The following is a 13,278-nucleotide window of genomic DNA, read 5'->3' as shown; positions in this document are numbered from 1 at the left end:
GCACCTTCCCACCACGCACCCTCACAACCGAACCGGAAACCCGCCCCGAGAGGAGGCGGCCCTCCGGCGCCTGAGGGCGCGGAAAACTACCTCCGCACCTCCACCAGCGTGAACAGCGCGAGCGGCGGGCAGGGCTCCATCCGCTCGATGCGCGTTTCGGGCCCGAAGATGTCGCTCAGCTTGAAGTCCGGGTGCCAGCCCAGGATGCGCGCCAGGGGGGCGGTGCTGCGCTCCAGCCACCAGCGGAAGCCGCGATCCGCCGCGAAATGGTTCACGAAGAGCAGATGCCCGCCCGGCCGCACCACGCGCGCCATCTCGGCGTAGAGCTTCTTCGCGTCCGGCACCACCGAGGCGGTGAACATCGCCACCGCGATGTCGAAGCTGCCATCGGCGAAGGCCATGTTCTCCGCGTCCATCTCCAGCAGCCCGTGCACGGCGGAGAGGCGCTCCTTCGCCACGCGCTCCTGCGCCTTGAGCAGCATGTCGCGCGAGAGGTCGATGCCCACCACCTCGAGCTCCGGCCGGTAATGAGGCAGGGCGAGGCCGGTGCCCACGCCCACCTCCAGCACGCGGCGGCCGGCGGTCTGCGCCAGGCGGTTCACCGCCGCCACGGCGCGGCGGCGGCCGGGGGCGGAGACGCCGCCGAACACCACGTCGTAGATGCCAGCCCAGCGGCGATAGGCGTCGCGCACGGAATCCGCGTCGAGCGCGGCGCGGGGGTGGGCGCGGTCGCCGGGCATGAGGCCGAGGGTGGAAATGTGACGAACCCCTTGCAGAGCGGAGGCAGCGCCCCGGGTTACTCCCCGCCGCCCCCCGGGGCAAGCCCGATGTGACGGGCCCGTGTCAGCGCCCCCAGACCGGGTCGGGCGTGGTCCAGAGGGCGGGGTCGTGCATCGCCCGGGCCAGCCGCGCGGCGATGGCGGCGATCATCGCCTCGCCCTTCGCGGCCGTGGCGGCGCGGGGGTCGCCGCGCACGCCGGTGCGCGGGGCGCGCTCGGCGAAGGAGTGGAATCGGCTGTAGCCGGCCGCAACCTGCACGCCCGCGTTGCCGCCCGCCGCCTCGGCGATGCGCCCCTCGCGCACCTGGCCGGCGTCGAGCGCGAGCCAGAGCGAGGTCTCGCCCTCGCAGGCGTGCTGGATGCCGGGCTGGGTGGTCAGGGCCGCCGCGATCTCGGCCGGCGCGACGCTGGGCCAGGAGGTGGCGACGATGGGCATGGCGAGCTCATGCGCCAGCTCCCGCACCGAGACGGCGAGCGGCTCGATGTTGCCGCCATGGCCGTTGAGGATGAGCAGCCGCCCCCAGCCCTGCGCGCGCAGGCTGCGCGCCACGCCGCGGATCACGCCGTGGAAGGCCGGGAAGTCGAGCGTGATGGTGCCGTTGAAGGGCAGGTGATGCTCCGAAAGGCCGAGCCACATGGGCGGCAGCACCACGGCGGGCGGGGCCTCGGGGTGGCCGGCGGCGGCCAGCGCCAGCGCATGGGCCAGGAAACTGTCGGTCCAGACCGGCAGGTGCGGCCCGTGCTGCTCCAGGCTGCCCACGGGCAGGATGGGCAGCGCCCCCTCGGCGCAGCGCGCCTTCAGCTCCGGCGCCGTCATCCGCTCCCAGCGCAGTTCCATGCGGCGAATCTCCCCTTGCGAAAGGCCGCGAGGCTGACATGTCCCGGGGCGATGATCGAGGTGGTCTGGTTCAAGCGTGACCTGCGCGTGGAGGACCACGCGGCGCTCTGCGCGGCGCGCGGGCGGGTGCTCTGCCTGCACGTGATCGAGCCCGCCTTCTGGCGCGGCGAGGACGCGAGCCCCCGGCAATGGCGCTTCGCCCGCGCCGCGCTGGCCGATCTGCGCGCGCGGCTCGCCGCCCTCGGCCTGCCCCTGGTGGTACGGGTAGGCGAGGCGGTGGAGGTGCTGGCCGACCTGCACGCGCGCCACGGCATCGCCGCCCTGCACAGCCATGAGGAGACGGGCAATCTCTGGACCTATGCGCGGGACCGCGCGGTGGGGCGCTTCTGCCGCGCCCATGGCATCCCCTGGCGGGAGCAGCCGCAGCCCGGCGTGATCCGCCGCCTGGCCGATCGCGACCACTGGGCCGCGCGGGTGGCGGCGCAGATGGACGCGCCGCCGCTCGCCCCGCCGCGCGGCCTCATCCCCTGCACGGAGGAGCCGGAGGGCGAGATCCCCGAAGAACCCTGCGCCTGGAATCCCGCGGATGGGCTCGCCAGGCCGCAGCCCGCCGGGCGCGCGGCGGCGCTCGGGCTGCTCGAGTCCTTCCTCGCCGGGCGCGGGTCGGAGTATCGGCGCGGCATGTCCTCGCCGCTCACGGCGGGGCGGGTGTGCTCGCGCCTCTCGCCGCACCTCGCCTTCGGCAGCCTCTCGCTGCGCGAGGCGGTGCGGCGCGTGCGGGAGGGGCTCGCGGCGCTGGAGGCGATGGAGGCGCGGGCGCGGCCCATCCCGCCCGGCGCCGCGCAATCCCTTCTCTCGCGCCTGCATTGGCGCGCGCATTTCATGCAGAAGCTGGAGAGCGAGCCGGCGCTCGAAATCCGCGCCGCCCATCCCGCCGCCGAGGCCGCCCGCCGCCCCACCGCGCCCGACGACGCGCGGCTCCGCGCCTGGGCCGAGGGCCGCACCGGCTGGCCCTTCCTCGACGCCTGCATGCGCGCGCTCATCGCCGAGGGCTGGATCACCTTCCGCATGCGCGCCATGCTGCAGGCGGTGGCGAGCCACCACCTGGCGCTGGACTGGCGCGCCTCCGGCCTCGTGCTCGCGCGGCGCTTCACCGATTACGAGCCGGGCATCCACTGGCCGCAGGTGCAGATGCAGTCGGCCGCGACGGGCATCAACGCGCCGCGCCTCTACAACCCGATCAAGCAGGGCCTCGACCACGACCCCGAGGGCCGCTTCATCGCGCGCTGGATTCCCGAGCTCGCGCCGCTGCCGCCGGTGCTGCGCCACATGCCCTGGAAGGGCGAGCCCGGCCTCTACCCCCCGCCGCTGCTGGACGCGGCCGAGGCCGCCCGCGCCGCCCGCGCCCGGCTGGCCGCGCAGCGCGCCGCGCCGGGCTTCGAGGCCGCGGCGCGCGCCGTCTTCGCCCGGCACGGCAGCCGCCAGCGCCGCCTGCACGAGGACGACCCCATGGCCCGCCGCGCCCGCGAGGCGGCCCGCGCCGCCCGCGCCCGGCGGCAGTTGCGCCTCGACCTCTGACGCGCCAGCCCCCACTCTGCACCGGCCATCCCATCGCCAAGGACACGCCATGCGCCTGCTGCCCCTGCCCAGCTTCGGCCGCCGCCGCTTCGCCAGCCTCTCGGCGCAGGAAATCCTCGCCCTCGCCATCGCCTCGGAGGAGGAGGATGCGCGGATCTACCGCCTCTACGCCCGCCGCCTGCGCGAGAGCTACCCCGCCACCGCCGACATCTTCGAGGCGATGGCGGAGGAGGAGGACGGCCACCGCCGCGCGCTGATCGAACTCTACCAGGCGCGCTTCGGCGAGCTGATCCTGCCCATCCGGCGCGAGCATGTGGCCGATTTCTACGCCCGCCGCCCCGTCTGGCTGGTGGAGAACCTCGGCCTCGACCGCATCCGCGCCGAGGCCATGGCGATGGAGCGCGAGGCCGAGGCCTTCTACCGCGCCGCCGCCGAACGCACGACGGACGCCGAGGCGCGCAAGCTGCTGGGCGACCTCGCGGCCGAGGAGGCCCGGCACGAGAGCGGCGTCGAGGCCATGGCGGAGGAGCTCGCCCGCAGCGGCGCCGCCAGCGAGGAGAGCCTGGCCGCGCGCCGGCAATTCGTGCTGACCTGGGTGCAGCCCGGGCTCGCGGGGCTGATGGACGGCTCCGTCTCCACGCTGGCGCCCATCTTCGCCACCGCCTTCGCCACGCAGGATCCCTGGACGACCTTCCTGGTGGGCCTCTCCGCCTCGGTCGGCGCGGGCATCTCCATGGGCTTCACCGAGGCGGCGCACGACGACGGCAAGCTCTCCGGCCGCGGCGCGCCCTGGAAGCGCGGCCTCGCCTCGGGCGTGATGACGACGCTGGGCGGGCTCGGCCACGCGCTGCCCTACCTGATCCCGCATTTCTGGACGGCGACGGGCATCGCGCTCGCCATCGTGCTGGTGGAGCTCTGGGCCATCGCCTGGATCCAGAACCGCTACATGGAGACGCCGATGGGCCGCGCCGTGTTCCAGGTGGTGCTGGGCGGCAGCCTGGTGCTGGCGGCGGGCATCCTCATCGGCAGCGGGTGAGGCGGCCGGCGGAACGAGGCCATGGCGGCGGCGTCGGGCGCGGTTGCCAGAAGCGGCGGCGGCGGGGAAACTCCGCCCCGCCGAGGCCGGGCATGGAGGCGAGGCGAGTGAGCCAGGGCGTTTTCCTCTTCCGCACCCTGCTGCTGGTGCTGGCCGGGCTGCTGCTGATGACGGCCTGGCAGAGCATCCCCCTGATCCAGGCGGAGCTGCTCGCGGGCCGCGCCGAGCCGCGCGCGGTGACGCCGCGCGGCGATCTCGCCGCCGACGAGCAGGCCACCATCGCGCTCTTCGAGCAGGCGCGCGGTTCCGTCGTGTTCATCGCCACCACCGAGCGGGTGGTGAATCCCTGGACGCGCAACGCGCTGCAGGTGCCGCGCGGCACCGGCTCGGGCTTCGTCTGGGACCATCTGGGCCATGTGGTGACGAACGCGCATGTGATCGCCGGCGCCTCCGCCGCCACGGTGCGGCTGGCGGACGGGCGCGCCTTCCCCGCCGCGCTGGTGGGCGCGAGCCCGGCGCATGACCTCGCGGTGCTGCGCATCGGCGTGGGCGCGGGCCGGCCCGAGCCCCTGCCGATCGGCACGAGCCAGGATCTGCGCGTGGGCCAGAAGGTCTTCGCCATCGGCAACCCCTTCGGCCTGGACTGGACGCTGACCACGGGCGTCGTCTCGGCGCTGAACCGGGAGCTGCCCACCGAGACGGGGGCGGTGATCGAGCGCCTGATCCAGACCGACGCGGCCATCAACCCCGGCAACTCGGGCGGGCCGCTGCTCGATTCGGCGGGGCGGCTGATCGGGGTGAACACCGCGATCTACAGCCCCTCGGGCGCCTCGGCCGGGATCGGCTTCGCCGTGCCGGTGGACACGGTGAACCGCGTCGTTCCCCGCCTCATCGCCCAGGGGCGCTACATCCGCCCCTCCCTCGGCGTGCGGGTGGAGGAGCAGATCAACGCCGCCCTCTCGGCCCGGCTGGGGGTGGAGGGCGTCTTCGTGCTGGAGGTGGAGCCCGGCTCCGCGGCGGAGCGCGCCGGGCTGCGCCCCGCCCGGCTGACGCGCGAGGGCGGCGTGCAGGTCGGCGACGCGATCCTCGCGCTCAACGGCCGCCCGGTGCGGCGGGTGGCGGAGCTTCTAGCCGCGCTCGACGAGCGCGCGCCGGGCGAGACGGCGCAGCTTCTCCTGCTGCGCGAGGGCGCGCGGGTCGAGATCGCGGTGACGCTGGACGCCGGCCGATGAAGGACGCGAAATCCCCCCTCAAGGGCCTCGCGCTGTGGCGCAGCCTCGGCTTCTACGAGAAGTTCGAGCAGGCGGTGGTGCTGCTGCTCACCGTGCTCATCGCCGCGGTGGTGGTGGCGGCGCTGTGGAACCTCGTGAAGCTCATCGTCACCTCGCTGCTCTGGGTGGACGTGTTCGACCCCACGGAGCCCGCGGTGTTCCAGGCGGTGTTCGGGGCGATCTTCACCGTGGTGATCGCGCTCGAGTTCAAGCGCTCCCTGCTGGTGGCGGTGGAGCGGCGCTTCGGCATCGTGCAGGTGCGCGTGGTGGTGATGATCGCCATGCTCGCGGTGGTGCGGAAGTTCATCATCCTCGACCTGGGGCAGACCGAGGCCGCCAAGCTCTTCGCCCTGGCCGCGGCCATGCTGGCGCTCGGCGTCGTCTACTGGCTCGTGCGCGAGCAGGACCGGCGCGAGGCCGAGGCCGCCGAGGCGTCGGCGGAGCCGCGCGGCGCGGGCGGGGAAGGCAGGCAGCCATGAACAGGCAGCAGCAGTTCCATCTCTGGTACTGGATCGCGGCGGCGCTCGCGATCCTCTTCCTGCAGAGCTGGTGGCACGGCGCGGCGGTGACGGAGCGCATCCCCTACTCGCGCTTCCTCGAACTCCTGGAGCAGGACCGCATCGCCGAGGTGCAGGTGCAGCCCGAGGCCATCACCGGCCGCTACCGCGAGCCCATCGAGGGCCGCAGCCAGTTCGTCACCACCATCGTGCCCGACGACCTCACGCGGCGGCTCGAACGCTCCTCCGCGCGCTTCGACGGCACGGTGCGCAACACCTTCCTCTCGGCCGTGCTCTCCTGGGTGGTGCCGGCGCTGGTGTTCTTCGGCGTGTGGATGTTCCTCTTCCGCCAGATCGCGGAGCGCCAGGGCTTCGGCGGGGTGATGTCCGTCGGCAAGTCCAAGGCCAAGGTCTATGTCGAGAAGGACACGGGCGTGACCTTCGAGGACGTGGCCGGCATCGACGAGGCGCGCGAGGAGCTGCGCGAGATCGTCGCCTTCCTCAAGGAGCCGGAGAAATACGGCCGGCTGGGCGCGCGCATCCCCAAGGGGATTCTCCTCGTCGGCCCGCCCGGCACGGGCAAGACGCTGGTGGCGCGCGCCATCGCGGGCGAGGCGGGGGTGCCCTTCTTCTCCATCTCCGGCTCCGAGTTCGTGGAGATGTTCGTGGGCGTGGGCGCCGCCCGCGTGCGCGACCTGTTCGAGCAGGCGCGCAAGGCCGCCCCCTGCATCATCTTCATCGACGAGCTGGACGCGCTGGGCCGCCGCCGCGGCGTGGGCGCGCTGGGCGGCGGGCATGACGAGAAGGAGCAGACGCTCAACCAGCTCCTCACCGAGCTCGACGGCTTCGACCCGCGCGAGGGCATCGTGCTGCTGGCCGCGACCAACCGGCCCGAAATCCTCGACCCCGCCCTGCTGCGCGCCGGCCGCTTCGACCGCCAGGTGGTGGTGGACCGGCCCGACAAGGCGGGCCGCGCCGCCATCCTGCGGGTGCACCTCAAGAAGGTGCGCCACGAGGGGCTGGATGTGGAGCAGATCGCCGCCCTCACCCCCGGCTTCACGGGCGCGGAGCTCGCCAACCTCGTCAACGAGGCGGCCATCCAGGCCACGCGGCGCGGCGCCGCCGCCGTGGCGATGCAGGACGTGACGGCGGCGGTGGAGCGCATCGTCGCCGGGCTCGAGCGCAAGGGCCGCGTGCTGAACCCGGCCGAGCGCAAGGCGGTGGCGGTGCACGAGATGGGCCATGCGCTCGCCGCCGCCTCGCTGCCCGGGGCGGACCCGGTGCACAAGGTCTCCATCATCCCGCGCGCCATCGGCGCGCTGGGCTACACCATGACGCGCCCGACCGAGGACCGCTTCCTGATCACCCGCGCCGATCTCGAGGCGCGCATGGTGGTGCTGCTGGCCGGCCGGGCGGCGGAGGATCTCGTGCTCGGCGAAATCTCCACCGGCGCGGCGGACGACCTCGCGCGCGTGACCGACATCGCGCGGCAGATCGTCACGCGCTTCGGCATGCACCCCGTGCTCGGCCAGGCGGTGCTGGAGCCCGAGCGGCAGAGCTTCCTCGGCGAGGGCGTGCCCATGCTGACCCCGCGCGACCATTCGGAAGCGACGGCGCGCGAGGTGGACCTCGCGGTGCGCGAGCTGATCGAGGCCGCCTATGCGCGCGCCAAGGCGCTGCTGGCCGAGCGCCGGGCCGATCTGGACGCCGGCGCGCGGCTGCTGCTGGAGCGCGAGACCATCACGCCCGAGGATTTCCCGCCGCTGCGCCAGGCGCGGCCCGCGGCGGCGTGATGCGGGGAGGCTCGCTTGCCGGCCGGGCGGGGTTGCGGCTATTCTCGCCTCCGAAGGCGGGCGTAGTTCAGAGGTAGAACGTCAGCTTCCCAAGCTGAATGTCGTGGGTTCGATTCCCATCGCCCGCTCCATCCCCGCCCACTCCATTCCTGCGCGCTTCATTGCTGTTCGGGGCGCTCACGCCCGCCCGGCCTTCAGCAGCACCTCGCGCGCCTCGTTGATCCGCGCGGCCAGCCAGTCGCTGCCGCCCCGGTCGGGGTGGGCGGCCTGCATGAGGCGGCGATGCGCGGCGCGGATGTCCGCCTCGCCCGCCCCTTCCTGCAGCCCGAGCACGGCCAGCGCCTCGGCGCGCGTCATCGGCCCGGCGGCGGGGCGCGCGGGCGGGGGTTCCTCGCGCCACATCGGGTCGGTGCGGTCGAGCCAGGCCTCCAGCAGCGGCACGCTCTCGGGGTCGTTGGCCGCGCAATCGGCCAGCAGTTCGCGCAGTTCGGCGCGGCTCATCCCCGCGAGGTCGCGCCCCGCGAAGGGGCCGCGCCGCACCTGCCCGGACATGGCGCCCGAGGCGAGGTCGAGCCGCATGGCGAGGGTGGCCGTCTCCACCCCGCTCGCCTCGCCCTCCGGCGCGGGGCGGCTGAAGGCCTGCTTCGCCCGCCAGGCGCGGAAGGCCTGCATCAGCGCGGGGCCGAACATGATCAGCGCCCAGAGCGCGTTCGCCCCGCGCCCCGAGAGCAGCATGATGCCGAGGAACACCGCGCCCAGGCTGCCCAGCCCCCAGACGGCGGCGCGCTTGATCGCCGCGGGCGAGGAGTGGGCGAAGACGTAGAGCAGCGTCAGCACGCCGAGCAGCGCGGCGAGGCCGATGCCGAGCCAGAGCATCGCCTAGCGTCCCGGCGCGGGAAGCTGCCCCGCGATGCGCGCCGCCTCGCGCCCCGGCAGCCGCGCCAGCGCCGCCCGCCCGCCCGCGGCGAAGATCGCCACCGCGCGCAGCAGCTCGCGCAGCGCCTCGGGGCTGTCGGCGTCGAAGGGCGCCCAGGCCCCGCCGGAGAGCTTCGCGATCTGGCGGAAACCGAGCTCCGCCGCGCGGTCATTCCCCTCCTGGAAGCAGAACACCGGCGTGCCGTGCAGCGCGAGCTGGCCGGCGAGGTGGCAGATCGGGTCCACCGCCTCCTCCAGCGCATCGCCCACCAGCACCAGCGCGTCCACCTTCTCGCGCCGCGTCTCGGCCAGCGCGTGCTCGAGGCAGCGCAGCACCTGTGTCTGCCCCCCCAGCACCGTGACGGCGGACATGCGGCGCGCCAGCTCCCGCGTGTCGGTCAGGAAGGGGGTGGCGGCGAACTCCATGTAGCCGCGCCAGTAGGCGAGCTGCACCGCGAGGCCGCCGAGATCCCGCGTTGCGAGGAACATCTCGGCCTGGAGCTGGCAGGCGCGGTCCCAGGCGGGCTGGCGCGAGGCGGTGGCGTCCACTGCGAAGATCAGCCGGCCGCGCCGGGCGCTCGTGGCGCGCACGGCGGGCGTGGCCGCCAGCTTCTGCAGGAAGGCGGCGACGGCGGCGTTCTCGGGCTTGGCCGGCAGGCGCGTCATCATGCAGAGACATGGGGCAGGAGGCGCCGCGCGCAAAGGGTGATTCCGGTTGGCGCGGGGGGGTGTTCCGGGCTTTGATCGCGCCCGAGGAAAGGCGGAGGGTGCGATGAGGTGGCGCGCGGGTCTGGGCTTGGCGGCCCTGCTGATGGCCGGGGTGGCGCTGGCCCAGCCCAGCACCAAGCTGCACCTCACCCCGCCCGGGGCGCAGCCGGCCACGCCGCCCAAGGGCGGGCCGCAGGCGGCGCCCGCCCAGCCACCCGCCCCGGCCCCCGCCCCGCCGCAGCAGGCCGCCCCGGCCTGGCCGCCGCTGCCGCCCCGCCTCGCGCAGGAGCCGCCCGCGCTGGAGCGGCTGCGCGGGCTGCTCGATGCGGGAATCGAGCTCGGCTACCGCGCCGCGGGCCAGGAGGGGGAGCTGCTCACCCTCACCGGGGTGGAGCTGCGCCGCGGCGCGGAGCGCATCCTGATCGAACGCCTGGTGCTGGAGGGGCTCTCGCCCGAGGGGCTGCGCCGCGGCGAGGCGCGTGGCGTCAGCGCCGAGTTCCCCGACGCGCGCTTCCGCCTGGCGGAGCTGGACCTCGAGGCGCTGGCGCTGCTGCCGCTGCGCCCCGGGCAGAATGGCGGCGCGCGCGAGCCGGACCAGATCTCCCTGGCCGGGCTGCGCCTTGCCGGGCTGGAGGTGGAGGGCGAGCCGCGCGTCTCGCTGCGCGAGTTCGTGCTGACCGGCTGGCAGCCCGGCCGCGCCGGCCGCGTCGGGTTCCAGGGCCTGCGGGTGCGCCTGGCCGGCGGGCCGGTCAGCGAGGTCGGGGTGGACCGCGCGGGCGTGGAGGGTCTCGACCTCGCCGCGCTGGCGCAGGCCGCCGTCCGCAACGCGCCGCCTCCCGCCCCGCCCGCCGGCCGCCAGGCCTATCGCGTGGACGGCGTGACGGTGCAGCGCGAGGGGCGGGTCCTGGGCGGGCTCGGGAGCGTCGTCGTCGAGGGCCGGACCGAGCCCGACGGCGCCGCCGCCGGCCGCCTCACCGTGCATGACGCCGCGCTGGAGCATTTCCCCGAGGTGGCCGCGGCGCTGGATGCGGTGGGGCTGCGCCGCCTCTCCATGGAGCTCGCCATCGAGGCCTCCTGGACGCCGCGGCACGGCCGGCTGGAGATGCCCGCGCTGGCCTTCGGCGTGCGCGAGCTCGGCGCCATCGCGCTCGGCTGGGTGATGGAGGGGGTGGACCCCGCCGCGGCGATGACCGACCCCAACCGCGTGAGCCTGATCGAGGCGCGGCTGCGCTATGCCGACCAGTCGCTCTACGAGCGCGCGCTGCGCGACCAGGCGCAGCGCGAGCGCAGCACGCCCGAGCGCATCCGCCAGCAGCACGCGCAGATGGTGGGCGCGATGCTCACCCCCGCCCGGCCGGACCCGGAGGTGGACGCGGTGCGCAACGCGCTGCTGCGCTTCATCGGCGGCCAGGCGCGCGAGATCGAGATCAGCCTGCGCCCGGCGCGCGCCGTGACGATGGCGGAGCTGCAGCCGCTGCTGGGGGCGGGCCCCTCGGAGGTGGTGCGCGGCCTCGGCATCACCGCCACCGCGCGCTGAAGGCCCGCGCTCAGCCGCTGCGCGCCCGCGCCACCTGGCTGCCGGCGATGGCCGCGAGGTTGGCGATGCCGCGCGCCGTCACGCTCGGCACCAGCACATGCACGGGCCGGTTCATGCCGAGCAGCATGGGCCCCACCTGCAGCCCGTCGCTCACCGCCTTCACCAGGTTGAAGGCGATGTTCGCCGCATCGAGGTTCGGGAACACCAGCAGGTTCGCGGTGCCGCTGAGCTGCGGGTCCGGCACGGCGCGGGCGCGGATGGCGGGCACCAGCGCGGCGTCGCCGTGCATCTCGCCGTCCACCTCCAGCTCGGGCGCCGCGGCGCGGATGAGCCTCAGCGCCGCGCGCATCTTGCGCGCGCTGGGCGCGCCCGAGGCGCCGAAGGAGGAATGGCTGAGCAGCGCCACCTTGGGCGTGATGCCGAAGCCGCGCACCTCCTCCGCCGCCAGCAGCGTCATCTCGCAGAGCTGCTCGGCCGTGGGGTCGAGCATCAGGTGCGTGTCCACGAAGAACAGCGTGCCGCCGGGCACGATGAGGGCGGAGAGCGCATAGGCGCGGCCCACGTCGGCGCGCTTGCCGATCACGGCCAGCACATGCTCCCACTCGCGCATCCAGTCGCCGCGGCCGCCGACGATGGCGGCATCGGCCGCGCCGGATTCCACGAGAAGCGTGGCCGCGACCGTGGGGCGCGAGGCCACGCGCCGCTCCGCCGCGGCGGGCGTGATGCCGGCGCGGCCCACCTTGCGCTTGTAGAGCTCGACGAGCGGGGCGAAGCGCGCCGCGTCCTCCTCCGGGTGCAGCACCTGCACGCTCTCGCCCAGCGCCATGCGCAGGCCGAGGGCGCGCACCCGCTCGGCGATGGCGGCGCGGCGGCCGATCAGGATGGGCTCGGCCGTGCCTTCGTCGAGCACGGTCTGCACCGCGCGCAGGGTGCGCTCGTCCTCGCCCTCGGCGAAGACGACGCGGGCGGGGCGGCGGCGCGCGAGTTCCTGCACCGGGCGCATGAGGTTGCCCGAGCGGAAGACGAAGCGCGCCAGCTCCTGCCGGTAGGCGGCGAAATCCGCAATGGGCCGGCGCGCCACGCCGCTCTCCATCGCCGCCTTCGCCACGGCGGGCGCGATCTCCAGGATCAGCCGCGGGTCGAAGGGCTTGGGGATGATGTAGTCCGGCCCGAAGACGGGCGCCTGCCCGCCATAGGCCGCGGCCACCACCTCGCTCGCCTCCACCCGCGCGAGCGCGGCGATGGCGTCGGCCGCGGCCAGCTTCATCGCCTCGTTGATGGTGGTGGCGCCCGCGTCCAGCGCGCCGCGGAAGATGAACGGAAAGCACAGGACGTTGTTGACCTGGTTCGGATAGTCGGTGCGCCCGGTGGCGACGATGGCGTCCGGCCGCGCGGCGCGCACCGCCTCGGGCAGGATCTCGGGCTCGGGATTCGCCAGCGCCAGCACCAGCGGCTTGGGCGCGAGCTTCGCGAGCCACTCGGGCTTCAGCACGCGCGGCGCGGAGAGGCCGAGGAACACGTCCGCCCCCTCCAGCACCTCGGGCAGCGTGCGCGCCTGCGTGCGCTGGGCGTAGCGCGCCTTGTAGGGGTCCGTGTCGGGGCGGCCTTCCCACACCACCCCCTCGATGTCGCAGACCCAGATGTTCTCGCGCGGCAGGCCCATGGTCACCAGCAGGTCGAGGCAGGCGAGCGCGGCGGCGCCGCCGCCCGTGTTCACCAGCTTCACCTCCTCGATGCGCTTGCCCTGCAGCAGCAGCCCGTTGCGGATCGCGGCGGCGACGATGATGGCGGTGCCGTGCTGGTCGTCGTGGAAGACCGGGATGTTCATGCGCGCGCGCAGCGCGGCCTCGATCTCGAAGCACTCGGGCGCCTTGATGTCCTCGAGGTTGATGGCGCCGAAGCTGGGTTCGAGCGCGGCCACCGCCTCCACGAAGCGCGCCGGCTCGCGCGCCTCCACCTCGATGTCGATGGAGTCGATGCCGGCGAAGCGCTTGAACAGCACCGCCTTGCCCTCCATCACGGGCTTCGACGCCAGCGCGCCGATCGCCCCGAGCCCCAGCACCGCCGTGCCGTTGGTGACGACGGCGACCATGTTGCCGCGCGCGGTGTATTCCCAGGCCGCGTCGGGGTTCTTCGCGATCTCCTCGCAGGCGGCGGCCACGCCGGGCGAATAGGCGAGCGCGAGGTCGCGCTGGCTGGCCATGCGCTTGGTGGGCTCGACGGTCAGCTTCCCGGGCCGCGGCAGGCGGTGGTAGTCGAGCGCGGCGCGGCGGAAATCCTCGTCCATGGAGCCTTCCCTCCTTCTTCTGGAACCCGTTGTAGGCCG

The 13,278-nt window shown here is 74.5% G+C and carries 11 protein-coding genes and 1 tRNA gene; 7 read left to right on the top strand and 5 right to left on the bottom strand.

What is annotated here, in order from left to right; all coding sequences use genetic code 11:
• Positions 1-86 precede the first annotated feature (86 nt).
• Positions 87-740, bottom strand: coding sequence for a class I SAM-dependent methyltransferase (locus H596_RS0102170; RefSeq protein WP_037299562.1), 654 nt, complete (start codon positions 738-740; stop codon positions 87-89).
• 103 nt (positions 741-843) lie between these two features.
• Complete coding sequence (locus H596_RS0102165) at positions 844-1,617, bottom strand: creatininase family protein (protein WP_037299560.1); 774 nt, start codon at positions 1,615-1,617, stop codon at positions 844-846.
• Positions 1,618-1,668: 51 nt separating this feature from the next.
• On the opposite strand from H596_RS0102165, the gene H596_RS0102160 reads away from it, so the two are divergent.
• The 6 genes from H596_RS0102160 to H596_RS0102135 all read left to right on the top strand — a co-directional run bounded on the left by H596_RS0102160 (position 1,669) and on the right by H596_RS0102135 (position 7,923).
• A complete protein-coding gene (locus H596_RS0102160; RefSeq protein ID WP_051212247.1) occupies positions 1,669-3,195 on the top strand; it encodes an FAD-binding domain-containing protein in 1,527 nt (508 codons plus the stop codon).
• Positions 3,196-3,244: 49 nt separating this feature from the next.
• Complete coding sequence (gene mbfA / locus H596_RS0102155; protein ID WP_084602509.1) at positions 3,245-4,231, top strand: iron exporter MbfA; 987 nt, start codon at positions 3,245-3,247, stop codon at positions 4,229-4,231.
• A gap of 107 nt (positions 4,232-4,338) precedes the next feature.
• Positions 4,339-5,463, top strand: a complete 1,125-nt coding sequence (locus H596_RS0102150; RefSeq protein WP_027283498.1) for a S1C family serine protease — start codon at positions 4,339-4,341, stop codon at positions 5,461-5,463.
• Entirely contained in the window at positions 5,460-5,981 is a 522-nt protein-coding gene (locus H596_RS19660; RefSeq protein ID WP_051212246.1) for a phosphate-starvation-inducible PsiE family protein, read from the top strand. Before H596_RS0102150 ends, H596_RS19660 begins: the two co-directional genes overlap by 4 nt.
• Positions 5,978-7,792 (top strand): ATP-dependent zinc metalloprotease FtsH, encoded by a 1,815-nt coding sequence (ftsH, locus tag H596_RS0102140; protein WP_027283497.1) that lies wholly within the window; start codon positions 5,978-5,980, stop codon positions 7,790-7,792. Before H596_RS19660 ends, ftsH begins: the two co-directional genes overlap by 4 nt.
• Before the next feature lie 56 nt (positions 7,793-7,848).
• Positions 7,849-7,923 (top strand) — tRNA-Gly (locus tag H596_RS0102135).
• A 46-nt stretch (positions 7,924-7,969) separates the two neighbouring features.
• Here the strand turns inward: H596_RS0102135 and H596_RS0102130 are convergent.
• The gene (locus tag H596_RS0102130; protein WP_027283496.1) at positions 7,970-8,668 is read right to left on the bottom strand and encodes a J domain-containing protein; all 699 of its coding nucleotides are present in this window, start codon (positions 8,666-8,668) and stop codon (positions 7,970-7,972) included.
• Between the two features lie 3 nt (positions 8,669-8,671).
• The gene (locus tag H596_RS19655) at positions 8,672-9,373 is read right to left on the bottom strand and encodes a vWA domain-containing protein (RefSeq protein WP_037299720.1); all 702 of its coding nucleotides are present in this window, start codon (positions 9,371-9,373) and stop codon (positions 8,672-8,674) included.
• Positions 9,374-9,479: 106 nt separating this feature from the next.
• Here H596_RS19655 and H596_RS0102120 point away from each other — a divergent pair, with 106 nt between their 5' ends.
• Positions 9,480-10,952: a hypothetical protein gene (locus H596_RS0102120; RefSeq protein ID WP_156909996.1), complete on the top strand. Its 1,473-nt coding sequence runs from the start codon at positions 9,480-9,482 to the stop codon at positions 10,950-10,952.
• A gap of 10 nt (positions 10,953-10,962) precedes the next feature.
• Here the strand turns inward: H596_RS0102120 and H596_RS0102115 are convergent, their stop codons facing one another.
• Positions 10,963-13,239 (bottom strand): NADP-dependent malic enzyme, encoded by a 2,277-nt coding sequence (locus tag H596_RS0102115; protein ID WP_027283494.1) that lies wholly within the window; start codon positions 13,237-13,239, stop codon positions 10,963-10,965.
• Positions 13,240-13,278 lie beyond the last annotated feature (39 nt).

Origin of the sequence: Rubritepida flocculans DSM 14296 (assembly GCF_000425365.1) — a bacterium.
Taxonomy (GTDB): Bacteria; Pseudomonadota; Alphaproteobacteria; order Acetobacterales; family Acetobacteraceae; genus Roseococcus; species Roseococcus flocculans.
Note: the sequence above shows the minus strand (reverse complement) of the source record. Positions and strands in the feature narration are given on the sequence as shown.

Bases quoted from the DNA above. Each gene is read 5' to 3' on its own strand.
- H596_RS0102130 (WP_027283496.1), bottom strand. From the start codon at position 8,668: ATGCTCTGGCTCGGCATCGGCCTCGCCGCGCTGCTCGGCGTGCTGACG.
- H596_RS19655 (WP_037299720.1), bottom strand. From the start codon at position 9,373: ATGACGCGCCTGCCGGCCAAGCCCGAGAACGCCGCCGTCGCCGCCTTC.
- H596_RS19660 (WP_051212246.1), top strand. From the start codon at position 5,460: ATGAAGGACGCGAAATCCCCCCTCAAGGGCCTCGCGCTGTGGCGCAGC.
- H596_RS0102115 (WP_027283494.1), bottom strand. From the start codon at position 13,239: ATGGACGAGGATTTCCGCCGCGCCGCGCTCGACTACCACCGCCTGCCG.
- H596_RS0102170 (WP_037299562.1), bottom strand. From the start codon at position 740: ATGCCCGGCGACCGCGCCCACCCCCGCGCCGCGCTCGACGCGGATTCC.
- H596_RS0102160 (WP_051212247.1), top strand. From the start codon at position 1,669: ATGATCGAGGTGGTCTGGTTCAAGCGTGACCTGCGCGTGGAGGACCAC.
- ftsH (WP_027283497.1), top strand. From the start codon at position 5,978: ATGAACAGGCAGCAGCAGTTCCATCTCTGGTACTGGATCGCGGCGGCG.
- H596_RS0102120 (WP_156909996.1), top strand. From the start codon at position 9,480: ATGAGGTGGCGCGCGGGTCTGGGCTTGGCGGCCCTGCTGATGGCCGGG.
- mbfA (WP_084602509.1), top strand. From the start codon at position 3,245: ATGCGCCTGCTGCCCCTGCCCAGCTTCGGCCGCCGCCGCTTCGCCAGC.
- H596_RS0102165 (WP_037299560.1), bottom strand. From the start codon at position 1,617: ATGGAACTGCGCTGGGAGCGGATGACGGCGCCGGAGCTGAAGGCGCGC.